Origin of the sequence: Deinococcus seoulensis (genome assembly GCF_014648115.1) — a bacterium.
In the GTDB taxonomy this organism is placed as follows: domain Bacteria; phylum Deinococcota; class Deinococci; order Deinococcales; family Deinococcaceae; genus Deinococcus; species Deinococcus seoulensis.
On sequence record NZ_BMQM01000016.1, the window covers coordinates 41304 to 67830 of the forward strand.

At 68.0% G+C, this 26527-nt stretch carries 22 protein-coding genes; 13 read left to right on the plus strand and 9 right to left on the minus strand.

All coding sequences use genetic code 11. The features are described from left to right. Positions 1-183 precede the first annotated feature (183 nt). The 5 genes from IEY70_RS12170 to IEY70_RS12190 all read left to right on the plus strand — a co-directional run bounded on the left by IEY70_RS12170 (position 184) and on the right by IEY70_RS12190 (position 5887). On the plus strand, positions 184-2277 hold the full coding sequence (locus tag IEY70_RS12170; RefSeq protein ID WP_189065287.1) for a DUF4900 domain-containing protein: 2094 nt from the start codon (positions 184-186) through the stop codon (positions 2275-2277). Beyond that, positions 2267-2764 (plus strand): pilus assembly FimT family protein, encoded by a 498-nt coding sequence (locus IEY70_RS12175; RefSeq protein ID WP_189065288.1) that lies wholly within the window; start codon positions 2267-2269, stop codon positions 2762-2764. Before IEY70_RS12170 ends, IEY70_RS12175 begins: the two co-directional genes overlap by 11 nt. Continuing rightward, entirely contained in the window at positions 2751-3209 is a 459-nt protein-coding gene (locus tag IEY70_RS12180) for a prepilin-type N-terminal cleavage/methylation domain-containing protein (RefSeq protein WP_189065289.1), read from the plus strand. Before IEY70_RS12175 ends, IEY70_RS12180 begins: the two co-directional genes overlap by 14 nt. After that, on the plus strand, positions 3206-4033 hold the full coding sequence (locus IEY70_RS12185) for a PilW family protein (RefSeq protein WP_189065290.1): 828 nt from the start codon (positions 3206-3208) through the stop codon (positions 4031-4033). The genes IEY70_RS12180 and IEY70_RS12185 overlap by 4 nt, the downstream gene beginning before the upstream one ends. A gap of 129 nt (positions 4034-4162) precedes the next feature. Then, complete coding sequence (locus IEY70_RS12190) at positions 4163-5887, plus strand: dynamin family protein (protein ID WP_189065291.1); 1725 nt, start codon at positions 4163-4165, stop codon at positions 5885-5887. 33 nt (positions 5888-5920) lie between these two features. Here IEY70_RS12190 and IEY70_RS12195 read toward each other — a convergent pair whose 3' ends face one another. Beyond that, complete coding sequence (locus IEY70_RS12195) at positions 5921-6655, minus strand: IclR family transcriptional regulator (RefSeq protein WP_189065292.1); 735 nt, start codon at positions 6653-6655, stop codon at positions 5921-5923. A gap of 191 nt (positions 6656-6846) precedes the next feature. On the opposite strand from IEY70_RS12195, the gene IEY70_RS12200 reads away from it, so the two are divergent. Continuing rightward, a complete protein-coding gene (locus IEY70_RS12200; protein WP_189065293.1) occupies positions 6847-7383 on the plus strand; it encodes a c-type cytochrome in 537 nt (178 codons plus the stop codon). Positions 7384-7428: 45 nt separating this feature from the next. Here the strand turns inward: IEY70_RS12200 and IEY70_RS12205 are convergent, their stop codons facing one another. Genes IEY70_RS12205 through IEY70_RS12215 form a run of 3 tightly spaced genes read right to left on the minus strand, consistent with a single transcriptional unit; the run spans position 7429 to position 9856 of the window. Next, the gene (locus IEY70_RS12205; RefSeq protein ID WP_189065294.1) at positions 7429-8463 is read right to left on the minus strand and encodes a M42 family metallopeptidase; all 1035 of its coding nucleotides are present in this window, start codon (positions 8461-8463) and stop codon (positions 7429-7431) included. After that, positions 8460-8873 carry an isochorismatase family protein gene (locus tag IEY70_RS12210; RefSeq protein ID WP_189065295.1) on the minus strand — a complete coding sequence of 138 codons (414 nt, stop codon included), beginning with the start codon at positions 8871-8873 and terminating at the stop codon, positions 8460-8462. Before IEY70_RS12210 ends, IEY70_RS12205 begins: the two co-directional genes overlap by 4 nt. Positions 8874-8923: 50 nt before the next feature. Then, positions 8924-9856 (minus strand): NADP-dependent oxidoreductase, encoded by a 933-nt coding sequence (locus IEY70_RS12215; RefSeq protein ID WP_189065296.1) that lies wholly within the window; start codon positions 9854-9856, stop codon positions 8924-8926. Between the two features lie 187 nt (positions 9857-10043). Between IEY70_RS12215 and IEY70_RS12220 the strand changes: the two genes are divergently transcribed. Beyond that, the gene (locus IEY70_RS12220; RefSeq protein WP_189065297.1) at positions 10044-10418 is read left to right on the plus strand and encodes a winged helix-turn-helix transcriptional regulator; all 375 of its coding nucleotides are present in this window, start codon (positions 10044-10046) and stop codon (positions 10416-10418) included. A gap of 33 nt (positions 10419-10451) precedes the next feature. On the opposite strand, the gene IEY70_RS12225 is transcribed toward IEY70_RS12220, so the two are convergent. Beyond that, the gene (locus IEY70_RS12225) at positions 10452-11240 is read right to left on the minus strand and encodes an enoyl-ACP reductase FabI (protein WP_189065298.1); all 789 of its coding nucleotides are present in this window, start codon (positions 11238-11240) and stop codon (positions 10452-10454) included. A gap of 144 nt (positions 11241-11384) precedes the next feature. Between IEY70_RS12225 and pgeF the strand changes: the two genes are divergently transcribed. The 4 genes from pgeF (at position 11385) to IEY70_RS12245 (ending at position 16819) form a co-directional block, all read left to right on the plus strand. Next, on the plus strand, positions 11385-12176 hold the full coding sequence (gene pgeF, locus IEY70_RS12230) for a peptidoglycan editing factor PgeF (protein ID WP_189065299.1): 792 nt from the start codon (positions 11385-11387) through the stop codon (positions 12174-12176). Then, positions 12173-12679 (plus strand): YqeG family HAD IIIA-type phosphatase, encoded by a 507-nt coding sequence (locus IEY70_RS12235; protein ID WP_189065300.1) that lies wholly within the window; start codon positions 12173-12175, stop codon positions 12677-12679. Before pgeF ends, IEY70_RS12235 begins: the two co-directional genes overlap by 4 nt. Positions 12680-12798: 119 nt before the next feature. Next, entirely contained in the window at positions 12799-15477 is a 2679-nt protein-coding gene (locus tag IEY70_RS12240) for an ATPase, T2SS/T4P/T4SS family (RefSeq protein WP_189065301.1), read from the plus strand. Positions 15478-15529: 52 nt separating this feature from the next. Continuing rightward, entirely contained in the window at positions 15530-16819 is a 1290-nt protein-coding gene (locus tag IEY70_RS12245) for a type IV pilus twitching motility protein PilT (protein ID WP_189065302.1), read from the plus strand. A 79-nt stretch (positions 16820-16898) separates the two neighbouring features. Here the strand turns inward: IEY70_RS12245 and lon are convergent, their stop codons facing one another. The 4 genes from lon to IEY70_RS12265 form a co-directional block, all read right to left on the minus strand. After that, the gene (gene lon / locus IEY70_RS12250) at positions 16899-19334 is read right to left on the minus strand and encodes an endopeptidase La (protein ID WP_189065303.1); all 2436 of its coding nucleotides are present in this window, start codon (positions 19332-19334) and stop codon (positions 16899-16901) included. 138 nt (positions 19335-19472) lie between these two features. After that, entirely contained in the window at positions 19473-20681 is a 1209-nt protein-coding gene (clpX, locus tag IEY70_RS12255; protein WP_189065304.1) for an ATP-dependent Clp protease ATP-binding subunit ClpX, read from the minus strand. Further along, positions 20678-21292, minus strand: a complete 615-nt coding sequence (gene clpP, locus IEY70_RS12260) for an ATP-dependent Clp protease proteolytic subunit (protein WP_308425290.1) — start codon at positions 21290-21292, stop codon at positions 20678-20680. The genes clpX and clpP overlap by 4 nt, the downstream gene beginning before the upstream one ends. Before the next feature lie 186 nt (positions 21293-21478). Next, positions 21479-23155 (minus strand): ribonuclease J, encoded by a 1677-nt coding sequence (locus IEY70_RS12265; RefSeq protein ID WP_189065306.1) that lies wholly within the window; start codon positions 23153-23155, stop codon positions 21479-21481. A 365-nt stretch (positions 23156-23520) separates the two neighbouring features. On the opposite strand from IEY70_RS12265, the gene IEY70_RS12270 reads away from it, so the two are divergent. After that, positions 23521-24186: a response regulator transcription factor gene (locus IEY70_RS12270; RefSeq protein ID WP_189065307.1), complete on the plus strand. Its 666-nt coding sequence runs from the start codon at positions 23521-23523 to the stop codon at positions 24184-24186. A gap of 11 nt (positions 24187-24197) precedes the next feature. Continuing rightward, positions 24198-26519, plus strand: a complete 2322-nt coding sequence (locus IEY70_RS12275; protein WP_229777899.1) for a PAS domain-containing sensor histidine kinase — start codon at positions 24198-24200, stop codon at positions 26517-26519. Positions 26520-26527 lie beyond the last annotated feature (8 nt).

Here is a 26527-nt window from a genome sequence, read left to right on the forward strand (position 1 = left end):
GGCAGGTGTGCCGACTCTTTGCGTGTTTCGGTGCCCAGTCAGCAGTCTCGCCGCGCACAGGTGCTACACCCCTCCGCCTCACAAAAAAGTCACAAACGGCGTCTGAATCGACAAAATACCCCCTATCAGGTGAGCCCCTGCCCTGGGGTGGTTTCTGCTCCTCACAAGGAACAGACTGCTGCTATGAAGAAGTCTCACCGCACCGAGGGAGCCATGCTGATCGTGACCGTGTTGGTGGTCATGGTCATGATGGTCGTGATCCTGGCGATCACCTCGCAACTGGCGCTGTCCTCCCGGCGCAGCTCCACCGCACAGGAGTCCTCTATCCGCGCCATGTACGCGGCGGAAGCGGGCCTGTCGCGCTCGCAGACGCAGCTGAATCTCGTCAACAGTCTCCTGCAACCCAACTCCATGGTCATTCCGTCCGGTCCATCAGGTGTCACGACCACGCAGATGGAGACCGACATCCTGAGCCTGTGCGGATTGACGGCTCTGCCTGTGAACGTCGTGAATAACGTGACCAACGTCCTGTGCGGTGTCACCGGTTCGCAGGGTGTTCTCGGAAGCCAGTCCGTCACGACGCTCGGTACCGGGAACCGCCTGGACTTCTTTACCAAGTACATTCCCGTAACCTCGTTTACGTCGGCGTCCTATGCTGTCAGTGGAGACGGCCGGTCCTTCTGGGCGCAGCTGTTCAGTGCAGACGGCATCACACTGAAGGGAGGCAAGAACAACGCTGAATACTCCAGCCGCGTCCGCCTGATCCTGAACTCCGTGCAGAAAACGGCAACGGACACCTTCGTTCTGACCCTCTCGGTGCCCTCCGTTTCCGCCACTGGCACACCAGACAGCAGTTCAACCCGCAACCTCGCCGTGGGCAGCCAGAACAAGACCTACACGCTGAACGTCGGGCGCGGGTCGTTTGCCAAGTACGCGCTGCTAACCAACCGTCACTATTCCAGCAGTTCTGCTGAGGCAGGCTGCGCCTCGACCCCCAGCAACTGCTCACGCATTACCTTCACCAGCAACACCCTGTTCTCCGGTCCTGTGCATACCAACTCCAACTTCAACTTTCAGGGCACCCCGTACTTCGGCGGGGAAGTCACGTCCGCTGGCTGCCCTGGCGGTGCCATCAAAACGAACAGCAGCGGTGACGACTACTGCTCGGTAACCGCGAAACCCGGCGCCTACTTCTACAGCACGACCTGGAAGGACAAGAGTGCGATGTCCCCGAATGATCAGGCTCCGGTCGTCTCCACCACCAGCGGGAACTCCGACCCCCGGTTCCAGGGTGGAGTGTCGTGGAACAAGAACTTCATCCCGCTGCCCAAGAACGCCAACAACCAGGCGCTGCAGGCCAAGTCGGGCGGTGTGTTCATCGACGGCACGGCCTCCAACCTGACCCTTCAGGCCTCGAATATCACCTTAGGCACAACCAGCACTCCGGTGCAGCGCATTACCTATACCCTGGGCAGTAGTACCGTCAACCTGGCCACCGACGCCGATAAGAACGTGTACCTGCTGAATCCCACGACCAACGTGTGGTCGAAGGCCACCCAGGACCCCATCACGGGCACCTGGAAGCAGGGTGGGACGGGCACTAAATTCACGGGTGTCATCTACGCGAAGGACGGAGTGACCAACCTCAACGGACCCGCGCGGACCGACGCCAATAACCCCGCCACGGCGCCCGCCGCCATTGCTGCCTTCGCTCAGATGACCCTGGCCTCCACCGGCGATATCGCCATCACCAGCGACCTCAAGTACCAGGATCCCCCCTGTAGCGGCAGCAACTCGGTGACAAACGGCGTGTTCAATGCTGCCACCTGCACCAACAAGAACGCCAAGAACATCCTGGGAATCTACTCCTCTGGTGGCGACATCGATCTGGTCAGCCCCAACTGCAAGGCGACGGACGCTGACGGCGCCTGTACCACGACCGGCACCCGACCCGGCATGCCTAAAAACGTCAACATCCAAGCAGTTCTGATGGCCAGTCAGGGCAAAGTCAAGGTTGACGGGTACGACGGCGGTGCCGCAGACGGTAGTCTGGGACAGGTGAACCTGATGGGCGGCATCATCGAGAACTACTACGGCGCGTTCGGTCTGACGAACGGCAAGGGTTACGGGCGTAACTTCGTCTACGATCAGCGCACCAACGAGGGCGTCACCCCGCCCTTCTTCCCCACACAGCAGGAATGGTCCGCCGGTCTGACGACACCCATCAAGCTGCAGCAGAACGGCAATCAGGTTCAGACTGCAAAGGATGGGACCTGAAGTGACCGCGTTTCCCTCACGAAACCGGCGCACCCAGGGGTTCTCTCTGATCGAGCTTCTCGTGGTCATGGCGATCGTTGGGATTCTCTCTGCCGTTCTGTTTGTGAGCAGTGCGCGTGGTATCCGGCAGCAGCAATTAAGGGAAGCAGGCACGCAGTTACTGGCAGATCTGAACAGCGCGCGCACCCAGGCCACGCAAAGCTCCACGGCTACTAGCGTGACCCTGACCAGTACCGCCTATGCCACCCCCAAAGCCACCTATGTGACCGTCTGGCCGCAGAGTGGCAGCGGAACCCGAACGCTACCGAACGACGTGATGGTCGCCCCTGTTGCTACGTATGCGAACACCATCACCTACGTTGCCCCTTATGCCGAGAGCAGCGTGCCGGGTGGAGCCGTCTGGATCCTGAGCAACAAACTTGGTGAGACGCTTTACATTAAACTCCTGGGCACCACAGGGAAGGGGACTTTCAGTGCGCAACCCTGATTCAACTAAGCGTCATGCCACGCAGGGCTTCACGATCATTGAGGTACTTGTCGCGGTCCTGCTACTGCTTGTCATCGTGACTGCCGTCTTGGCGCCGTTAACCGGACTGTTCGGGCTGTCACGGCAATCTACTCAGCAGGTGGCCGCGACCAACCTCGCCCAGGCCGCCATTGAGCAGGTCAAGGGTGAGTGGCAGGACAGCCCCAAATATCAGATGGGCTGCGTCTCCCTGACCAGTTTTCCTGCGGGTGTGCAGGTCCGGGCGCAGGGTATGGACTCTAACTTCAACAAGGTCGGCAGTGAAACGGACGTTCAGGCGACCGGCACCGCATGCGGTGTCAATCCGACCCTGCCGGATACCAGCCCGACCAACCGGACCGTGACAGCGACAGCCACGAGCGCAGGCAAAACAGTCAGTTTCTCCACGGAGATTGCCCACCCATGAAGACTGATCTTGCAATGATCCGGCAGGCCGGCTTCACGCTGGTAGAACTGCTGATCGGCATGGCCCTGATGAGCGTGGTCCTGCTGGCAGTCTTCAACGTGAATCTGTCCTCCACGCGGGCTTCCATGTCATTACAGACGCGCAACGACCTCCTGCCCGAAACGCAGATCGCGCAGACTTACGTGCTGTCCAGACTGCGAGAGTCCGCTTACGTGTACCCGACCGGAACGACCTTCGACCTGGGTACCGATCCCACCGTCAAGAATCCAAGGACTGGGCTGGGAGCCTGGACGGTCGGACAAGACGCCTTCATCGCAGTAGTCCTGCCTCCCAGAAGTGAAACGCCAAACTGCGCCCTCATAGCCCCGGCCGTACCGGATACCGCCAACTGTTACACCCTGTATGCCTACTATCCGGTGCTGCGCTCGGTCCTGACCGGAAGCACCACCCTGAGCAGTGGCCGTCGTCCGGCGGCGGAGCCTCTCAACGACGCCTCTACATGGGTACTGATGGAATATCGCCGTTCGTTCGGGAAACTGACTGGAACTGTGTTCCCGGTACCGCTGGCTAACACCACGCAGGGCGCGATGGTGATGGATTACCTGCTGCCAGTCACCCTGCCGCAGGTGAGCAGCGTTCCAGACCGCCTGTTCAGTCTGACGGGAGACGCAGGCATTCAACAGGTCGGCAGGACCGCTATCACCGTGAATCTGGCTGCCCAGCGTCAGGTGGGTGGCAGTCCAAGCGTGCGCGTTCCCGGCAGTGGTCGCTCCACGGTCACGGTGTTCCCCAGAAACGTCGGTAAGGGCATCGGCCTGAACTGAACGGCAGGCGTTCTCACTCTGACTGGTGGTTGGTGCGGATTGCATCAGTCACCAGCTTCGTGTTACCCCCGGTAGGGGCGGTAGGTTTGCTGAAGGTGTGGTCAGGTGGGGGCGGGTAGGCTGTCTGGCATGTTGGTGTCGAGTCGGGTGCAGGATCTGCTGGGGCGTGAGCGGGCGCTGCTGGGTGACGTGCTGGGGTTGCTGGTGGGGCAGGGTGCGCCGCCGGACGTGGTGGAGGGCGCGCGAGTGGCGGTGCGGGCGCTGGATGAGGCGTTCCTGCTGGTGGTGGTCGGGGAGTTCAACGCGGGCAAGAGTTCGTTCGTGAATGCGCTGCTGGGTGCGTCGGTGTTGCCGGAGGGGGTGACGCCGACCACGGACCGGATTTACGTGCTGGTGAACGGGGAGGTGCCGGGGCAGATGGAGGCGACCCGTGATCCGTTCGTGAGTCGTCTGACGTACCCGCTGCCCTCGCTGGAGGGGGTGGCGCTGGTGGATACGCCGGGCACGAACGCGATTGTCCGTCAGCATCAGGCGCTGACGGAGGGGTTCCTGCCGCGCGCGGATCTGGTGTTGTTCCTGACGTCGGCGGACCGGCCGTTCACGGAGTCCGAGCGGCAGTTCCTGTCGCTGGCGGCGCGCTGGGGCCGGAGTGTGATCATGGTGGTGAACAAGGCGGACCTGCTGGAGACGCCGGAGCAGAAGACGCAGGTGCGGGAGTTCGTGGAGGCGGGCGCGCGGGGCGTGCTGGGCCTGACGCCGCCGGTGCTGCTGATCAGCGCGCGGGCTGAGCAGCGCGGCGGGGACGTGGGTTTTCACGCGCTGCGGGAGGTGCTGCGGATGCGGCTGTCCGAGGTGGAACGCACGCGCCTGAAGCTGCTGAGTCCGCTGGGAACGGTCGCGGAGTTGCTGGCGGGCGAGGAGGCGCGGGGCGCGGCGGCCCGGCAGACGCTCGCGGAGGACCTAGAGGTGCTGCGGGAACTGGAGGCGCGGCAGCGGGCGCATCAGGAGAGCACGCTTGGGGAACTGGACGGGCAGCTCAACCGCGTGAACCGCCTGCTGAGCGAGTTCGAGGTGCGCGCCGACCGCTTCATTGACGAGAAGTTGCGGTTCGGGAACCTGCGGGGCCTGCTGAACGCGCGCGAGCTGGAGGAGGCGTTCCGGCGCGAGGCGGTGGCGGAGTTGCCGGACGCGATCGACCGGCAGTTCGGGACGATGATCGACCGGTTCGTGGAGGTGAACCTGGGTTTCTGGGAGGACGTGCAGGTGTTCCTGGCGCGGCGTCAGCCGGAGTCGGCGGTGGCCCGCACGCGGTTCAGTTACGACCGGGCGGCGCTGCTGGAGGGCATCGCGGGCAGCGCGCAGCAGCACCTGCAGACGACCACGCAGACGGAACTGGCGCGGCAGCTGTCGCGGGACGCCGAGGACGCCATGAAGGGCGCCGTGGGCGGCCTGGCGGGCGGCCTGGGCATCGGGGCTGGGCTGGGCGCGCTGATCGGGGCGTCCGCGCTGGATTTCACGGGCGGGATTCTGGCGGGCCTGACGCTGGGCAGCCTGGGGCTGTTCGTGCTGCCGAACAAGCGGTTGCAGGCGCACCGGCAGTTGCGGGAGAAGGTCGCGGCGCTGCGCGAGGCTCTGGAGCGGATCGTGCGCAGTGAGTACGGCCGCGAGCAGGAGCGCGCCGATACGCGCCTGCGGGACGCGGTGCGGCCGTTCACGCAGTTCACGGCGCAGGAGCAGACGCGCCTGAACGACGCCGAGCAGAAGCTGGCGGCCCTGCAACTGGAATTGCAGGCGCTGCGTACCGAGGTGCAGGGGCTGGCCGCGCCCCCGTCGGCAGGCGGCGCGGCCGACTGAGCGTGGCGGCCCGGACGCTGGGTGCGGCGGGGGTCAGGGCAGCGCTTCGGCCTCGCGGACGATCTGCAGGACGCGTTCGCGGATGCTGCGTTCCTCGCGCAGGTAGCGTCCGGCGCTCATCTGCACGCCGATGGCCGCCACGACCGTGTCGCCGGGGTGTCCGTCGGGCAGGCCGCTGTGCAGCGCGTGGTACGGGACGCCCAGGGTGCACTGGCCGGGAATCCATTCCTCGATGGAGTACGCGTACCCGAGGCGGCGGACCTTGGCGACCTCGGTCTTCCATTCGTCCAGTGAGGTGATGGAGCTGGGCGTGCAGGCCTCGAAGCTGCGGGGCGTGATGTCGGCGTGCGCGTACAGGATCTTGCCGCTGGCGGTGGCGGTGGCGGGCAGGTACACGTCGAGCGGCAGGTCGATGTCGGCGTCCGGGTGGCGTTCGCGGATGGTCGCGACGACCTCCTCGCCTTCCAGGATGCACAGGAACGCCACGGCGCGGACCTCCAGGGCCAGCCGGGTGATCAGGGCGCGGGCCTCGGGGAACCACGGCAGCGAGGCGGTGAGTTGCGCGCCCATCTCGGCGAGGTGCCAGGACAGGCGGTACTTGCCGGCGGGGGTGCGGCGCAGGAAGCCCGCCTCGGTCAGTCCGGCGAGGTAGGCGTGTGCGGTGGCGCGGGGCACGCCGAGGTGGGAGGCCAGTGCCCGGACGCCCCATTCGGGTTGTTCGGCGCTGAAAGCCCCCAGGATGTTGGCCGCTTTCTGAAGGGAGAGCACACGTCCAGCCTACAGGGACAAGCGCGGATTGTATACATCTTTTTTCGCGTTTCGCCGCTTTCCTGGACCCGGTCCAGCAATCTGCCCCCACCCCACCACCCGGTCGCGTACCGGAGGCCACGGCGCCCATCCCGCACGGCAAGAAAGGACGCCCGGTCAGTCCGGGTCGAGTGCGCGCTACAGTGCCCGGCGTGCCCACCCGACCCACTCACTCCGGCCGCCGCGCCCCACTGCCGACCCTGCGACCTGCGCTGCGGTCTGCTCTGCTGCCGGGTCTGCTGGCACTCGGCCTCGCGGCGCTGCCGGTCGTGGCCGCCCCGGCCCCTGTGCTGGCCTCCACCCCCGCCAGCGCCACCCTGACCAGCACCGTCCCGCTCAGCGCCGCCCCGCTCAGCGCCGCCCAGGTGCAGGCCGCGCGCGGCGAGACGGTGTACGTCCTGGCCTGTGCCATGTGTCACGGCGACCGCCTGGAGGGCATCAGCGGTCCCGCCCTGCGCGGCGAGAGCTTCGAGGCGGGCTTCGCGGACCTGCCGCCCCTGGGCCTGCACGACCTGATCCGCGACACCATGCCCCAGGACCAGCGCGGCACCCTGAGCCCGCAGGAAGTCCTGGACGTGACCGCCTACCTGCTCGGCGAGAACGGCCACGCCCTCCCGGACGGCGGCCTGAACGCCGCAAACCTCTCCGGGCTGCTGCCGCGCCGGCAGGACACGCCCACCCATCCCTGAACCGGAGCGGCCCCAGTCTGGAGAGGGCCTGAACTGGCAGCCGGTTCAGTCGCGGCGCAGGTAGGCCAGCATCAGGTCACCCGTGGCGCGCAGGGCGTCGGTGTGCGTGCGCTCGTAGGCGTGACTGGCGTCCACGCCCGGCCCGATCAGCGCCACCGGGTAGTCCCCACCGGCCCGCCACGCCGCCGTGCCGTCCGAGGCGTAGAAGGGGTAGATGTCCACCCGCAGGTCCAGCCCGGCCGTGCGGGCCGCGGCGCGCAGCCGGTTCCCGAGCGCGTGATCGTACGGCCCGCCGCCATCTGCCACGCACAGCGTCACGTGATGCTCGCTGCTGGTCTGCCCGTCCCCGACTGCCGCCATGTCCACGGCGATCAGTTCGTCGGTGTGCGCGGGAATGCCGGTGGCCGCGCCGTGCCCGACCTCCTCGTACGTGGTGATGTGAAAGGCCGCCGTGACGCCCGCCGGGCGGGCCAGCAGCTCGCGCGTGACCGCCAGGAACACCGCGACCGCCGCCTTGTTGTCCAGGTGGCGGGCCTTCACGTACCCGCTGCCGGTCACGCGGGGCCGCGCGTCGAAACTCACGAAGTCGCCCACGGCCACGCCCAGCGCGTGCACGTCCCGCGCGCCGAACACCGGTTCGTCCAGCCGGACCTCCATGACGGCCGCCTCGCGCTTGAGTTCACGCAGGGCCGCGCCGTGCACGTGCGTGCTCTGGCGGACGTTCACGACCGTGCCCGTCAGTTCCTGCCCGGCCTGCGTGTGCACGCGCACGTCCTCGCCCTCCACGGTCGCCCAGTCGTACCCGCCCAGCCCCCACAGCCGCAACCGGCCGCTGTCCTTGACGCCCTTGACCATCGCGCCCAGCGTGTCCACGTGCCCGCTGAACGTCACGTGCCCCTCGCCCGTGCCCGGCACCTCCCAGGTCAGCGCGCCCTTGCGGGTCCGGCGGGATGGCACGCCCAGCGCCCGCAACTCGGATTCGATCAGGGTCACGGCGCGGTCCGTGAAGCCCGTCGGGCTGGGCGTGTCCAGCAGGCGCACCAGCACGTCCAGGGTGTACTCAAGGTTCAGGTCGCTCACGCCGGCACCACCACGTCCGACACCGCGAACCCCTCCGCCTGCGCGGACGCCAGGGTCGCCGCGAGTTCCGGGGTGCCCGGCAGCGCCAGCACGTGCAGGGTCCGCACGGCGCGCCCGTGCAGCTGCGCGGCCAGTTCCGAACCCTCGAAGGCGTCCGGGCGGGCGGCGCGGACCAGCACGTCGCCCTGCTCGGCCCGGAAGTCCGGGTGCAGCGTCCAGGCTTTCGAGAAGGTCTCCCAGTCCGCGCCGCGCGGCGCGTCCCACTGCACGAACGCCACCAGCCACCCGGCCGCGCGGGCCTCGTCCACGTGGTGCGCCCAGTCGCGCGCCAGCGCCCGCTCGTCGCTGCGGTCCTCCAGGTCGTGACGCTGCGCGTTCAGCAGCAGCAGGGCGTTCGGGGTGAGGGTCATGCCGCCCAGAATAAGGCAGCGATCCCGTGCGGGGCGGGAACAGGAGCCGGTCAGGGGCGCAGCACGAGCTTGCCGACCGTGCGGCCCGTCTGCTGGGCGCGGTGCGCGTCGGCCACCTGCGCCAGCGGGAACACCTGGCTGACGTGCGAGCGCAGTTGCCCGGCCGCGACCAGCCGCACGAGTTCGTTCAGGTGCGCGCGCGACGGGTACACCAGAATCCGGGTGGCGTGCACGCCCCGCTCCTGCGCCAGTGCCTCGGACGGCGCGGCCGTGATGGACACCAGCCACCCGCCGGGGCGGATCACCGCGAACGAGCGGTCCGTGGTGTCGCCGCCAACCGTGTCGAACACGGCGTCCACGTCCTGCACCTGCTGCTCGAAGGGCCGCGCGCGGTAATCCACGACCTCGTCGGCCCCCAGACCCCGCACGAAGTCCACGTTCCCGGCCGAGGCGGTGGCGATCACGTGCGCGCCGCGCGCGCGGGCCAGCTGCACCGCGTAGTGCCCGACACCCCCGGCACCCGCGTGGATCAGGACGCGCTGACCGGCGCGCAGGTCCATCCTCTCCAGCGCCTGATGCGCGGTCAGGGCGGCCAGGGTCATGGCGGCGGCGTCCTCGTGACTCAGCGCGGCGGGTTTCAGGGTGATGTCCGCCGCGCGGGCCAGGACGTACCCGGCGTAGGCGCCGGGCAACTGCGGGAAGGCCAGCATGCCGAACACCTCGTCACCGGCCGCGAACTCCATCACGTACGGCCCGACTGCCTCGATCACGCCGGACACGTCCCAGCCCAGCACGACCGGGAATTCCTTCAGCGGCCCCCCGGCGCGCCACTTGGTGTCCACGGGGTTGATGCTGATCGCCTGCACGCGCACGAGCACCTCGCCCAGGCCGGGCGTGGGGACGGGACGGGTGGCGGGTTGCAGGACTTCGGGGCCGCCGGGCTGCTGGATTTCCATGACGGTCATGGTCTTGGGAATGGACATGGGAACTCCTGCGGCGGGTCCGCCCGGAGGCGGCCGCCGTTCTGAACGCGGAGAAGGGGAGGGGAGGCAGGCGGGCGGTTTCCCCCTGCGGTGCCCCCAGTCTGCCAGGGTACCCACGCCTTGCCAAGTACGTACACTTCCGGTAGGTACGCACATTCTGGGAACTGTGGACTGCTAACCTGCGGGCATGACCGCGCCCGCCGAACCGCCCGCACCTGCTGCCCCCCTGCCCTGTCCCGTCACGACCACCGTGGCCGTCATCGGCGGGAAGTGGAAGGCCGTGGCGATCTACCACCTGCTGGGCGGGCCGCGCCGCTTCTCGGAGTTGCAGCGGCGCATGCCGGGCGTCACGCAGCGCATGCTGACCCTGCAACTGCGGGAACTGGAAGCCGATGGACTGGTCCACCGCGAGGTCTACCCGCAGGTACCGCCGAAAGTCGAGTACTCGCTGACCCCGCTGGGCCTGACGCTGGAACCCATCGTGCGCGCCATGCTGGCCTGGGGGGCCGCGTACCGCGAACGCGACAGCCAGCCCGGCCAGTCTGATACCGACTCCGATTGAATGGCTTATAAAGCCGTTCAATCGGAGTCCGTATCAGTTCTCGATCTTCATGGCCATGATGCTGGAGCCTGCGTCCACGTACACGGTCTGCCCGGTCATGCCGCTGCCCAGGTCGGAAAGCAGGAACAGGGCGAGCTTGCCGACCTCGTCGGGTGTGGCGTTGCGGCCCAGCGGGGCGGCCTCGGCGGCTTTCTCGTACATGGTGCCGAATCCGGGGATGGAGCGGGCCGCGATGGTCCGCATGGGGCCGGCGCTGATGGTGTTCACGCGCACGTCGGCGGCGCCCATCTCGCTGGCGAGGTAGCGGGTGGTGGCTTCCAGCGCGGCCTTGGCGACGCCCATCACGTTGTACTTGGGCACGACTTTCTGCGAGGCGTGGTAGGTGAGGCTGATCACGCTGCCGCCGGGGCGCAGCAGGGTCTCGGCGTGCCGGCAGGTGGAGACCAGCGTGTACGCGCTGACGTTCAGGGCGGTGTTCCAGTCGGCTTCGGTGGTGTCCAGGAACCGGCCGTCCATGGCGGCGCGCGGCGCGAACGCGATGGAATGCACCAGGTAGTCCAGCCCCCCGAATTCGTCTTTCACGCGGCCGAACAGGGCACTCAGGTCGTCCTCGCTGGTGGCGTCGGCCTGCTGGGTCCAGACGTTCTCGTGTCCGGCGAGCAGTTTGTCGAGTTCGCCTTTCAGGCGTTCGCCCTGGTACGAGAAGCCCACGCGGCACCCGGCCGCCAGAAGCTGCTGCGCGATGGCCCAGCCGAGGCTGCGTGCGTTCGCCACGCCCATCACCAGGGCCGTCTTGCCGCTCAAGTCAATGCTGACACTCATGGGGGGGACTCTAGCAACCCGCGCGGGCGCCTGCTGAAGCGGGTGCAAAACGTCCCCGTCCGGGCCGGGCGCGGGCGGGGGCGTTCACTGCATGAAGGCCGCATCCCCCGGTGTGGGACTTGACGCGTCAGAATCCGGTGAGAGATGACCCTGCATACTGAACGCCTGATGCTGATCCGCGCGCCGCACCTCACTGCGCCGCACGCCTTCACGACGCGTGCTGGTGGCGTGTCCACCGGTCCCTACGGTGGGCTGAACCTCGACGACCGTGAAGACGACCCCGCGCACGTGCAGGAAAACCGCCAGCGGCTGTGCGCGGCGCTGGGGTTCACGCCCGCCCAGGTGGCCCGCCTGACCCAGGTGCACGGCACCGACGTCGTGCACGCCCGCAGCGGTGGCCACTGGACCGGGGACGCCCTGGTCACCGCCGACGCCGGGGTGCTGCTGGCCATCGGCACCGCCGACTGCTACCCGCTGCTGCTGCACGACCCGCACGCCGGGGTGATCGGCGCCGCGCACGCCGGCTGGAAGGGCACGCTGGGCCGCGTGGCCGCCCGCACCGTGCAGGCCATGACCGACCTGGGCGCCGACCCGGCCCGCATCCTGGCCGCTGTCGGTCCCGGCATCCGCGCCGCCGCGTACCCGGTCGGCGAGGAGGTCGCGCTGGCCTTCGCGCAGGAGGGCCTGGGCGCGCATGTGGGCGCCGACGAGGACGAACTGCGCGGTGATCCCACCTGGCACCTGGATCTGGCCGGAGCGAACCGCGCGGTGCTGCGCGGGGCGGGCGTGCCGGACGCGCAGGTGTGGGTCAGTGGCCGCTGCTCGACCGAGGCGGACTTCTACTCGTACCGCCGCGACGCGGGCCGCACCGGGCGCATGTGGGCCGTGATCGGCCAGCACGCCCTGCGTGACGCTCCGGCGCGGGGGCAGGCGTGAGTCTGCTGCGCCCCCGCGACGTGATCGACCACGTCACTCACCTGACACCGGAATTCCTGGCCGACCGGGGCCTGCACGGCCTGCTGCTGGACCTGGACAACACCCTGGTCCCGTACGGCAGTTACGACGCGCAGGGCGTGGCCAGCACCCTGGCCTGGGTCCGCGACCTGAAAATCGCGGGCGTGGGCCTGTACCTGCTGAGCAACGCCACCGGGCGGCGCGCGGCGTTCTGGCTGGACAAACTGGAATTCCAGGGTGTCGGACTGGCCGGGAAGCCCAATCCCCGCGCCTTCCGCCGCGCCCTGAGCGAACTGCACCTCCCGGCGCATCAGGTGGGCATGGTCGGCGATCAACTGTTCACGGACGTGCTGGGCGGCAACCTGAGCGGCATGCACACCATCCTGGTGCGCCCCCTGGCCACAAACGCCCTCCCTCATACCCGCGTGGCCCGCCGCCTGGAACGCGCCGTCCTGAAACGGTACGGGCACGACTGGAATCACTGACATGACACGGCCCACCGCTCCGCCCGCCCGCGGCCCACGCCTTCCTTCCTCATCTTCCTGCACTCTGCACGTTCCCTCACGCCGCGCGGCCCGACCGGGTCTGAACAAGGAGACACAACATGGCACTCTCAATCGGTGACCGGCGCCTGGGCGCCATTCTGCTCGAACAGGGGTACGTGAACGACACGGACCTGCAAAAAGCCCTGGTCCGTCACGCCGAGGTGGGCGGCCGCCTCGCGGAGATCCTGATCGACTCCGGCATGGTCGGCGAGAAACGCATCGCGCGGGCCATCGAGGAGGCGCTGGGTATTCCGCTGGTGAACCTGCTGGTCGTGACGCCGGAGGCGCAGGCGCTGGCCGCCGTGCGCCCCCAGACGGCCCTGAGCGTGCAGGCCTTCCCGTTCGCGGTGGACGGCGGCACCCTGCGCGTGGCGATCGTGGACCCGCTGTCCAGCCTGAGCATCGAGGCGCTCGAGGACGACAGCGGCATGAACATCGAGCCGTACCAGGCGCTGCGTGACCAGATCATGTGGGCCATCGCCACGAACTACCCGGACCTGAACCTGCAGGCCGAACTGCCCGCCGACGCCGAGGCCAACAGCGGCGGCGGCATGATGGGCCAGCGCCTGATCTCGCGCGGCCTGATCACCGACGCGCAACTGCAGATCGCGCTGGACTCTCAGCAGCAGACGGGCGAACCGCTGGGCTCCACCCTGATCGCGCAGAAAGCCATCACGGAAGATCAGCTGTACGAGATCCTGGCCGAGCAGGTCGGCGCGGTGTACCTGCGCAACCCCCGCGACTTCCAGCCCAGCGAGGACGTGCTGGGCAGCATGCTGCGCGCCGACGCGCTGCGCCTGAACGCCGTGCCCGTCGACGAGACCGACAGCGGCGTGACGGTGGTCGCCAGCGATCCCCGCAAACGCGAGGACATCGAGGCGCTCGTGGGCCGCCCCGTGCAGCTGATTCTCGCCAAGCCGCGCGACGTGGAACTGCTGATCGAACGCTTCTACCCGCAGCGCGGCCGCCTGGGCGAGCAGATGGTGCAGCAGGGCACCCTGTCACGCGCGCAGCTGCGCGAGGCGTTGCAGGTACAGGCCCGCGAGGGCCGCGTCAAACCGCTGGGCGAGGTGATCGTGGAACTCGGGTTCGCCGGGGCCGACGAGATCGACAACGCCCTGCAGAAACAGAACTCCGGGGGCGGCCGCCTGGAAGACACGCTGGTGCAGTCCGGGAAGCTCAGCCCGGAGATGCTGGCCCGTTCGCTGGCCGCGCAGCTCGGCTACGAGTTCCTGGACCCGGTCCAGAACCCGCCGGACAGCAAGGTCGCGTTGATGATCCCGGAAAGCACCGCCCGCCGCTACGGCGTGGTCCCGGTCCGCCTTCAGGGCGAGTCGCTGGTCATCGCCATGAAGGACCCGCGCAACGTGTTCGCGCTGGACGACCTGAAACTCATCACGGGCCGCGAGGTCATCCCGGCCGTCATGGCCGAAAAGGACATCGTCCGCCTGATCGAGCGGTACTTCGGCAGCAAGGACATGGCCGACCTGAACCAGCGGCTGGTGCAGGAAAGCAAGCAGCGCGACAAGGACAACAAACGCCAGGAAGACACCGACGTCAGCGCGGGCCTCGACGACAACGCCGTGGTGCGCGTCGTGGACAACATCATCCGCGAGGCGGCCCTGCAGGAAGCCAGCGACATCCACATCGAACCGACCGAGACGGCCCTGCGCGTCCGCTACCGCGTGGACGGCATCCTGCGCGAACAGAACGAGCTTCCCAAGGGCAGTTCGCAGAGCATCCTGGCGCGCATCAAGATCATGGGCCACCTGGACATCAGCGAGCGGCGCGTGCCGCAGGACGGCCGCGTGCGCTTCAAGAAGGGCAGCATCGACCTCGACCTGCGACTGTCCACGCTGCCCACCGTGTACGGCGAGAAGGCCGTCATGCGACTGCTGCAGAAGGCCAGCAACATCCCCGAAGTCGAGCAACTGGGCTTTTCCGAGCACAACTACCAGCGTTACCTGGACACCATTCACAAACCCAACGGCATCTTCCTGGTGACCGGCCCCACCGGCTCCGGGAAGTCCTTCACGTCCTTTTCCACCCTCAAGCGCATCGCGGTGCCCGAGAAGAACACCACCACCATCGAGGACCCGGTCGAATACGAGATTCCGGGCATCATCCAGTCACAGGTGAACAACACGGCGGGCATGACCTTCGCCCGCGCCCTGAGGGCCTTCCTGCGACAGGACCCCGACATCATCTTCGTTGGCGAGATCCGAGACACCGAGACCGCCAAGATCGCCGTCGAGGCCGCCCTGACCGGACACCTCGTGCTGGCCACCCTGCACACCAACGACGCGCCGGGCGCCATCGTGCGCCTCGAGGAGATGGGCGTCGAGCACTTCAACATCGGCGCGGCCGTCGTGGGCGTGGTCGCCCAGCGCCTCGTGCGTAAGGTCTGCCCGGACTGCAAGGCCCCCACCAACGCCGACCCGGACGTCCTGCGCCGCCTGGGCATCACGGAACGCGACCTGCGCGGCGCGCAACTGATGCGCGGCGCCGGCTGCAACCGCTGCGGCGGCACCGGCTACAAGGGCCGCATGGGCATCCATGAACTGATGGTCATCGACGAACCGCTGCGCATCGCTATCGGCTCCGGCAAGAACGCCACCGAGATCACCGAGGTCGCCATCAACCAGAGCGGCATGAAAACCCTGCGCCAGGACGGCATCGAGAAGGCGCTGTCCGGCATCACCACCCTGGAGGAGGTGCTGGCCGTCACCAGCAAGTAAGCTCCTCCGCGTCCGCCCCCTGCCCGCCCCACGTTCCCCCCGAGGTACCCCCATGACCCAGCCCGCCGCCGACATCACCGACATCCTGCGTTTCGCCGCCGACAAGGGCGCGTCCGACGTGATCCTCACCGTCGGGCTCGCCCCGCAGTTCAAGTTGCAGGGCGTGTACGACTCGCAGGGCTTCGCGGAACTGGCCCCCACCGAGACCCGCAAACTGATGTACTCCATGATGAACGAGAAGCAGCAGCGCACCTTCGAGGAACGCCGCGAACTGGACTTCTCGTTCGCGCTGGGTGAGAAGGCCCGCTTCCGCGTGAACGCCTTCATGCAGCGCGGCAACGTGGGCGGCGTGCTGCGACTGATTCCCACCAAGATCAAGAGCGCCCAGGAGATGGGCCTCCCGCAGAACGTCATCGACATCGCCAACGCGCCGCGCGGCCTGGTGCTCGTGACCGGCCCGACCGGTTCGGGGAAATCCACCACGCTGGCCGCCATGATCGACTACATCAACACCACCAAGCGGCTGCACATCATGACCATCGAGGACCCCATCGAGTTCATGCACACGCACAAGCAGTCGATCATCAACCAGCGTGAGGTCGGCGCGGACACCATGAGCTTCAACGACGCCCTGCGCGCCGTGCTGCGTCAGGCGCCCGACGTGATCCTGGTCGGCGAAATGCGCGACTACGAGACCATCAAGGCCGCCGTGACCGCCGCCGAGACCGGACACCTCGTGATGGGCACCCTGCACACCAACTCCGCGCCGGAATCCATCGACCGTATCGTGGACGTGTTCCCCGAGGAGCAGCAGGAGCAGATCCGCGTGCAGCTCGCCAACAACCTCGTGGCCGTCATGACGCAGCAGCTGCTGCCCCGCCTGGACGGCCAGGGCCGCATCCTGGCGTACGAACTGCTGATCGCCAACCCCGCCGTGCGCGCCCTGATCCGCGAGGGCAAGACCTACCAGATCACCTCCGTCATGCAGACCGGCGCGCGCGAGGGCATGGTCACCATGGACGCCTTCCTGGCGAACCTGTACCGCCGCCGCGTGATCTCCTTCGACATCGGCGTCGAGCGCGCCGTGGACAGCAAGGAATTCGCCCGCCTCGCCAACGACCCCACCGTCGGAACCGCCGGAGGCAGCGCCGCCGCGCCCGCCGGGTACGGCAGCGCGCCCGTGGCGGGCTTCGCGCCCAGCAGCACCCCCGCGCCCGGCGGGTACGCGGGCCGTGACGCCGGACGCGGCGCCGACGTGGGCCGCGCCGATGTGGGCCGCGGCGCGGGCACCACCAGCACCCCGGAAATGGGCGGCGGTACCGGCGGCTACGGACGCCGCTGACCCACCCGACCACAGGAACGTCCCCCCAGTCAGACCGGGGGGACGTTCCTGTGGTGCGCTCTGTTGTGGCGCCGGGTGCTTACGCGCCGGGCTGGGTGGGGGTCTTGCCCAGCGGGACGGGCATGCTGTCCGTGTCGGTCTCGGGTTTAGGCAGCAGCAGCAGCGCCAGCACCTCGCCGACCCGCTCGGCCGCGTGGATGCGCAGGTCACCGCGGATGCTGTCCGGCACCTCCTGAAGCTGAGGCTCGTTGTCCTTGGGAATGATGACCTCGCGGATGCCGCCCTGGTGCGCGGCCAGCAGTTTCTCCTTGACCCCGCCGATGGGCAGCACCCGGCCGCGCAGGCTGATCTCGCCGGTCATGGCGACGTCCATGCGCACGGGGCGGCCGGTCACGGCGCTGATCACGGCCGTGGCGATGGTGATCCCGGCGCTGGGGCCGTCCTTGGGCGTGGCGCCGTCCGGGAAGTGCACGTGCAGGTCCATGGTCTTGTGGAAGTCCGGGTCCGCGCCGTACTGCGCGGCGTGCGCCCGCAGGTACGCGATGGCCGCGCTGACGCTTTCCTTCATCACGTCGCCCAGCGAACCGGTCATGACGATCTTGCCGTTGCCGGGCGTGGCGAGCGCCTCGACGAGCAGCATGGTGCCGCCCACGCTGGTCCACGCGAGGCCCTGGGCCACGCCGACCTGCGGTTCCTTCTCCATCTTTTCCGGGCGGTGCACGGGCACGCCCAGGTAATCCGGAACCTGCGCCGCATCGATGACCTTCACGCCGTCCCAGGCACTTTCGAGCAGTTCGCGGGCGGCCTTGCGGGCCAGTTTGCTGACCTGCCGGTCGAGGTTCCGCACGCCGCTCTCGGCGGTGTACTCCTCGACGATGCGGTTCAGGGCGGCGTCCGTGATCTCCAGCTTGCCGGTCAGGCCGTGGCTCTTGATCTGACGGGGCACGCGGTAGCGCCGGGCGATCTCGACCTTCTCCGGCTGGGTGTAGCCGGGAATGTTGATGATCTCCATGCGGTCCAGCAGCGGGCGCGGAATGGTCTGCAGGCTGTTGGCGGTCGTGATGAACATGACCTGCGACAGGTCGTACGGGACTTCCAGGTAGTGATCCTGGAAGGTGTGGTTCTGTTCGGGGTCCAGCACTTCCAGCATGGCGCTGCTGGGGTCGCCGCGCCAGTCGCTGCTCATCTTGTCGATCTCGTCGAGCAGGATCACGGGGTTCGTGACGCCCGCGTTCTTCATCGCCTGAATGATCCGGCCCGGCATGGAGCCGATGTACGTGCGGCGGTGCCCGCGGATCTCGGCCTCGTCACGCACGCCGCCCAGCGCCATGCGGACGAACTTGCGGTTCAGACTGCGCGCGATGCTCTTGCCCAGGCTGGTCTTACCGACGCCGGGAGGGCCGACGAGCACCAGGATCGGGGCGCGCAGTTCGGCGTCGTCCGTGCGTTCCTCGGCGCTGCGTTCCTTGCGGGCCTCCTCGGTCTCGCCGGGCTTGTGGGTCAGCTGACGCACCGCCAGGAATTCCAGGATGCGGTCCTTCACATCGCCCAGCGCGTAGTGATCGGCGTCCAGGATCTCGCGGGTGCGGGCGATATCCAGGATCTCCTCGTCGCGTTTGCTCCAGGGCACGTCCACCAGCCAGTCGATGTAGTTGCGGACCACGGTGCTCTCGGGGCTGCCGCCGGGCGTGCGTTCCAGACGCTGAAGCTCCTTCAGGGCCTTTTCCTTGACCGATTCGGGCATGCCGGCCGCCTCGATCTTCTCGCGCAGCGCCTCGACCTCGGCCGGGCCGTCCTCGCCGCCGCCGAGTTCCTTGCCGATGGCCTTCATCTGCTCGCGCAGGTAGTACTCGCGCTGGTTGGCGTCCATCTGTTCCTTGACGCGCCCCGCGATCTTCTTGTCCATGTTGAAACGTTCGGTGTCGCGGCCCAGGAACTTCAGCACGCCTTCCAGACGGGCGCGCAGCGCGACGGCCGCCAGGATCTCCTGCTTCTCCTCGGGCGTCCAGGTGGCGTGGTGCGTGACCTGATCGGCCAGCGCGCCCGCGTCGGTCAGGGCCTTGAGGCCTTCAAGCTGGTAGTTGTCCAGGCGCAGGTTCTTGTTCTGGCGCTGGTACTCCTCGAAGGCGCTCTTGACTTCCTGGGCCAGCACGACGACCTCGCGGCTGTCGTCGGCGGGCGTGGCCTGCGTCTCGGCGCGCACGCGCATGTACGCCGAGGGCACCTCGTCCTGTACGGCGGCGCGTTCCTGCGCCTCGACGAGCACCTGGTAGGTGTTGTCGGGCATGCGCACGACCTGCTTGATGACGGCCAGCACGCCCATGTCGAACAGTTCGGCGCGGGTGGGGTCGTCGGTGCGGGCGTCACGCTGGGTGAGCAGCAGCACGCGGCGGTCGCTGGCCTGGGCCTCGTCGACGGCGCGTTTGCTCTTGGGGCGGCCCACGTCGACGTTCATGGTGACGCCGGGCAGGATCACGATATTTCTCAGTGCGACGACGGGTAGTTCCCAGATCATGCTTGCTCCTTACGGCCACGCCACTGCGGGCGCGGGAATGGTTGAGTGTAACGCGGGGGCTACGGTAGACGACACCCCCGCACGGTGTCCCAGAAGTGTAGGGACGCGGGCGGGGGCTCGCTGTAATCTCTGTTGCGTTTAGGCAGACTTCTTGAGTCCCTTAGACTCAAGCAGGGCCAGAGGGGCATCGATATGCTCCGCGTCGAACCGCAGGTCCTTCAGACCCTCGACCGGCAACTCGAACAGCAGGTCCGTCATGGCCTTCTCCAGCACCGCCCGCAACCCACGCGCCCCGGTCTTGCGGTCACGCGCCCGGCGCGCCACCTCACGCAGCGCCTCGTCCGTGAACGTGAGGTCCACATCCTGGAACCCGAACAGCGCCTGGTACTGAGACGCGATCGCGCCCTGCGGCTCCGTCAGGATACGCACCAGCGCCTCCTCGTCCAGATCCTGCAACTGCACGACCAGCGGCAGGCGACCCACGAACTCCGGAATCAACCCGAACTTCACGAGGTCCTCGGGCAGGAAGCGCAGTTCTGCCTTCTCGTCACCCTTGTGCTCGGCCCCGAACCCCACCGCGCGCACGTTCGTGCGGCTGCGGCCGATGTCCGCGATCCCATCGAACGCGCCGCCCACGATGAACAGGATGTTCTTCGTGTTCACCTGCACCAGTTCCTGCTGCGGGTGCTTGCGGCCACCCTGCGGCGGCACCTGCGCGACCGTCCCCTCGATGATCTTCAGCAGCGCCTGCTGAACACCCTCGCCCGACACGTCACGCGTGATGCTGGTCCCCTCGGACTTGCGGGCGATCTTGTCGATCTCATCGACGTAGATGATCCCGCGTTCGGCGGCCGCCACATCGTACTCGGCGGCCTGCAACAGACGCACGATCACGTTCTCCACGTCGTCACCCACGTACCCGGCTTCCGTCAGGGTGGTCGCGTCCGCAATCGCGAACGGAACTTCCAGCATCTCGGCCAGCGACTGCGCCAGCAGCGTCTTGCCCGTCCCGGTCGGCCCGATCAGCAGGATGTTGCTCTTCTGCAGGTTCACGTCCGGGTGCGCCAGCCGCTGGTAGTGACTCACGACCGCCACCGCCAGCGCCTTCTTCGCCTCGTCCTGCCCGATCACGAACTCGTCGAGGTACGCCTTGATCTCACGCGGCGTCGGCAGTTCCTCCAGGCTGAACTCCGCGCCCGCCTTCCTGTTCTGCTTGACCAGCTCATGCGCCCGCTCCGTGCACTCGTTGCAGATGAACGCCGCGCGCCCCGGAGCCTCGATCAGCTGCGCGATCTGAGGGTGTTGCCGCCCGCAGAACGAGCAGCGGTCCCCACCATTCTTCGTCACTGTTCCTCAGCCTCCCCGGACCGGACGCGGTCCACCACACTGTCGATCAACCCGTACCCCATGGCCTCCTCGGGCGACATGAAGTAATCGCGTTCCATGTCCCGCATCAGCTTGTCATGCGGAATGCTGGTGTGCTCATGGTAGATACCCACCAGCTTGTCACGCAGGTGCAGCACCTCCTTGGCCTGCACCTCCAGGTCCGGCGTGTTCCCACGGAAGCCCGCCGACCCCTGGTGAATCATGATCCGGCTGTTCGGCAGCGCCATGCGCTTGCCCTTGTCCCCGGCCATCAGCAGCACGCTGCCCATGCTCATCGCGATCCCCACGCAGATCGTACTGACCGGCGCCTTGATGTAGCGCATGGTGTCGTAGATCGCCAGGCCCGCGTACACCTCACCGCCGGGGCAGTTGATGTACATCTGGATCTCCTGCTCCGGGTTCTGGCTGTCCAGCAGCAGCAACTGCGCCACGATGGTGTTCGCCATCTGCGACTCGATGGGCGTGCCCACGAAGATAATCCGGTCCTTCAGCAGGCGCGAGTAGATGTCGTACATCCGCTCGCCACGCCCGGTCTGCTCGATCACGTAGGGAATCACGCTCATGGCAGCGATTATCGCACGGCGCACGAAAGGGAACGTAGGCGAACCCAGACTTGCCCGCATGCGCAAGAGGCAGACGGCCCGCGCACGCTGCGCCGCCCTGACCGCAGCATCCTCGCCCACATGCGCCCCACACACGAAAAAGCTCCCCTGCATGGGGAGCCTTCCTGGCCGCGCGAACGCCGTTCAGTCCCGCGTTCAGTCCACCAGCAGTGGGATCAGGACGGGGTTGCGGCCCGTGACCTTGCGCACGAAGCGCCTGACCGCGCCGTACATGTCGTCGCGGACGTCTTCGAGGCGTTTCTTCTCGCGCATGCCCTGTTCGATGGCTTCCAGGGCGACCTTGCGGATCTGCCCGTCGAGTTCGCGGTTGGCGCGCACGAAGCCGCGCGACACGATCTCCACGTGCGGGGTGGGGTGCAGCACGGCCGTCATGATCAGGATGCCTTCCTGGCTCATGTTCACGCGGTCGAGCAGCACGTCGTCCCCGATGTCCCCGACGCCCAGGCCGTCCACGTACACGGCTCCGGCGGGCACGGTGCCCGTGACCTTGAATTCGTCCTGGCTGAGGCGGATCACGTCGCCGTTCTTGGCGATCAGGGTGCGCTTGGGCGGGCGGGGGAGGGTCTGGGCGAGGCGGGCGTGGTTGATCTGGTGGCGGGGTTCACCGTGCCACGGCAGGAAGTACTTGGGCCGGGCGAGGTTCAGGATCGTGGCGAGTTCTTCCTGACTGCCGTGCCCGGAGGCGTGCACCTTGTAGGTGGGGGGGTAGTACACGTCTACGCCGATCTCGTACAGGCGGTTGATGACGAGGTTCACGGCTTCCTCGTTGCCGGGGATGGGGTTGCTGCTCAGGATGACGCTGTCGCCGCGGCGCAGGGCGATCTTGGCGTGGTTCCCGAACGCCAGGCGTGACAGGACGCTCATGGGCTGGCCCTGGCTGCCGGTGCAGACGTACAGCACCTGCTGGTCCTGCAGGCCGCCGACCTCGTCGTTCGTCAGGAACGGTTCGGGCAGTTCCATGTACCCGAGCTGCTGCGAGACCTGCGCGTACTTGAGCATGGAGCGGCCTTCCATGACCACGCGGCGGCTCTGGCGGTGCGCGATGTTGATGACGTTCTGGATGCGGTGCACGTTCGACGCGAAGGTCGTCATGAACACGCGGCCCTTGATGCCGGCGATCAGGGTTTCCAGGCTGCGGGCCACGTCGGCCTCGCTGGCCGTGCGGCCCGGACGCTCGGCGTTGGTGGAGTCGCTGAGCAGCAGCAGCACGCCGTCCTTCCCGGCCTGCTCGATGCGTGCGAGGTCGCTGGTCTTGCCGTCGCTGGGTTCCTCGTCGAGTTTGAAGTCCCCGGTGTGCAGCACCACCCCGGCCGGCGTGGTCAGGATGTACCCGGCGTTGTCGGGAATCGAGTGGGTCATGCGGATGAATTCCACCTGGAAGTGCGTGCCGATGCGGATCTTGTCGGTCAGTTCGATCTCGCGCAGGTCCACGTCGCCGTCCTTGATGCCGAACTCGGACAGTTTCTCGCGCACCAGGCCCAGCGTCAGGCCCGCGCCGTACACGGGAATGCGCGGCAGGCGCGGCAGGACGTACGGCAGGCTGCCGATGTGATCCTCGTGCCCGTGCGTGAGGATCATGCCCTTGATCAGCCCGGCGTTCTGCTGCAGGTAATCGATGCGCGGGATGATCAGGTCGATGCCCATCTGGTGGCTTTCGGGGAACGCCAGTCCGGCGTCCACGATCATGATCTCGTCTTCGAAACGGTAGGCGGTGATGTTCTTGCCGATCTCGCCCATGCCGCCAAGCGGAATGACTTCGAGGTGTGGGGCGGCGCCCGCTTCGTTCGGGGCGGCTTTGCTGGGTTGGGTCATGGGTACTCCGGGTGCCTGTCGCGTTGACGCGGGCGGGTTGTGTGAGACGGCGGGGCCTGGAATGCGGCCTGAGTGCGGTTCATGCGGTTGTGTCGTTCGGTCCCCCGGAAATGCCGGGTGTGGGGTCGGAACGCGGTAGGTTCAACCTACCACACCGGGCTGGGCGCCGCCGTTCCCCCTGTTCGCGTTCCCCCTGTCCGCGCGCCGGGCTGGGCACGGCCCGGTCCCCCACGCCTGTCCCCACGCGGCGTGTGCAGCGGGGCATGTCAGCAGGAGTGCATGTCAGCGGCGGGGCATGTCCGGCGGGGGGCATGTAAAGGGAAGCTGATGACGGCGCGGCGCGGCAAAGCGGTATCATTCGCGGCGTGACCTCTCAACGCATTCTTGTCATCGAGGACGACCTGGATATCGCCAACGTCCTGCGCATGGACCTGACGGACGCCGGCTTCGAAGTGGAACACGCCGATTCGGCCATGAACGGCCTGATCAAGGCCCGCGAGGAGCAGCCCACCCTGATCCTGCTGGACCTGGGCCTTCCGGACTTCGACGGCGGCGACGTCGTGCAGCGCCTGCGCAAGAACAGCGCCGTGCCGATCATCGTGCTGACCGCCCGCGATACCGTCGAGGAGAAGGTCCGCCTGCTGGGCCTGGGCGCCGACGACTACCTGATCAAGCCCTTCCACCCGGACGAACTGCTGGCGCGCGTGAAGGTGCAGCTCCGGCAGCGCACCACCGAGAGCCTCACCATGGGCGAACTGACCCTGGACCCCCAGAAACGCCTCGTGACCTACAAGGGCGACGAACTGCGCCTGTCGCCCAAGGAGTTCGACATCCTGGCGCTGCTGATCCGCCAGCCGGGCCGCGTGTACTCCCGCCAGGAGATCGGCCAGGAAATCTGGCAGGGCCGCCTGCCCGAGGGCAGCAACGTCGTGGACGTGCACATGGCCAACCTGCGCGCCAAACTGCGTGACCTGGACGGCTACGGCCTGCTGCGCACCGTGCGTGGCGTCGGGTACGCCCTGCGCGGCTGAGGCAGGCCCCCGTGACAGACCAGCGCGACTCCCGGCCGGGCGACCCGCCGGGGTTTTCTCACGTGGACGCCTCGGCGCTGCTGCTGGCACTGCCGGACCCGCTGCTGCTGATCACGGCGGACGGCGCGGCGCAGCTGAACCCGGCAGCCCAGGCGACCCTGACAGGAGGCACGCCGGAACTGTCGGGGCAGCCGGACTGGGCGGCGCTGTTCACGCCGGAGGTGGCGGCCGCGCTGCGCGGTCCCCTGGAAGCCGCGCTGGCAGGGCAGACCGCGCGGGCCAGCGTGGTGCTGCGCCCCGGCGCGAGCGTCACGCTGGTCACGGCCGCGCCCGCCACTCCCGGCCCGGACGGCGCGGCCTGCGCGCTGCTGCACCTGCGCCAGACGCCCGAACCGCTCAGTACCGCGCTGGACTTCATGGACGGCCTGGGGCTGGGTGTGGCCGTGCAGGGCCGCGATACCCGCATCCTGCAGGTGAACGCCAGCGCCACCCGCATCCTGGGCCTCAGCGAGGCGCAACTGGCCGGGCGGGACTCCATGGACCCCCGCTGGCGCGCCATTCACCCGGACGGCCTGCCGTTCCCCGGCGACACCCACCCCTCGCAGGTGGCCCTCCGGACCGGGCAGACCGTCCGGGACGTCCCGATGGGCATCTACCGGCCCGGCAGCGACGACTGGCGCTGGCTGCACGTGACGGCCCTGCCGCACACCCCGCCCGGCCAGGACACCCCGGAGCAGGTGACGACCGTGTTCGCGGACGTCACCGACCGCTACCGCATGGAAGCCGACCTGCGCGGCAGCGAGCAGCGCTTCCGGTCGCTGGTCGAGGCGACCACGCAGATCGTCTGGGACGCCCACCCGGACGGCACGTTCCTGCCCCCGCAACCCGGCTGGGAGGCGTTCACCGGTCAGAGCGAGGCGAGTTACAGCTACGCCGGGTGGCTGAACGCCGTGCACCCGGAAGACCGCGCCCGGACCACCGAATGCTGGCAGCGCGCCACCCTGACCCGGCAACCGTACCTGGTCGAGCACCGCCTGCGCCGCGCCGACGGCACGTACGTGCCCATGCAGGCCCGCGCCGTGCCGGTCATCGACGACGGCGGCCAGATCCGCGAGTGGGTCGGCACGCACACCGACATGAGCGACGTGCGCGAGGCGCAGCAGGCCCTGATCGACCTGAACGCCGACCTGGAACGCCGCGTGCAGGCCCGCACCCTGGACCTCGCGAACGTCACGCGCTTCAGCACGTTGCTGCTGACCGCCGCCGGGGAAGGCATCTTCGGGCTGGACCTGCGCGGCGTGACCACCTTCGCCAACCCGGCCGCCGCGCGCATGCTGGGGTACAGCGTGGAACGCATGATCGGCGCGCCCCAGCACGCCCTGGTGCACCACCACCACGCCGACGGCCGCGAGTACCCGCTGCACGACTGCCCCATCCACCAGACCATTCAGGACGGCCAGACGCGCCGCGTTGAACACGACGTGATGTGGCACGCGCAGGGGCACGCCGTGCCGGTCGCGTACGTGGTCACGCCCACCCACGACGAGGCGGGCGTGGTCAGCGGCGCGGTCGTCATGGTGCAGGACACCACCGAACGCGAACGCGCCCAGGCGCAACTGCGGGACGTGATCGAGAACCTGGAACGCAGCAACCAGGACCTCGAACAGTTCGCGTACATCGCCAGTCACGACCTTCAGGAACCGCTGCGCACGGTCGGCAGTTACACCGAACTGCTCGTCCGCCGTTACCAGGGGCAACTGGACCCCCGCGCCGACCAGTACCTGCACTACATGCAGGACGCCGTGATCCGCATGCGCAGCCTGATCCAGGACCTGCTGGGCTTCGCGCGGGTCGGGCGGCAGGAAACGCCGCTGGAACGCACGGACCTGCACGCCCTGCTGCGCGCCGCCGAGCAGAACGTCCGCGCCACGCTGGAGCAGGGCGGCGGCACCCTGGAGTGGCACGCGCCGCACGCCGTGCTGGGCCAGCCGTCCCTGCTGCTGCAACTGCTGACCAACCTGATCAGCAACGGCCTGAAATTCCACGCCGAGGACCGCGCGCCCCGCGTGCAGGTGCATTCGGAACTGGACGGTGAATTCGTGCACGTGACCGTGCAGGACAACGGGATCGGCATCGCGCCCGAGTACCACACGCGGGTGTTCGACATCTTCCAGCGCCTGCACCGCCGCGAGACCTTCGCCGGTAACGGCATGGGCCTCGCCATCTGCCGTAAAATCGTGGAGTTCCACGGGGGCCGCATCTGGCTGGAATCCACGCCCGGACAGGGCAGCACCTTCCACCTGACACTGCCCGTGGCACCCACCCCACAATGACCCTGACA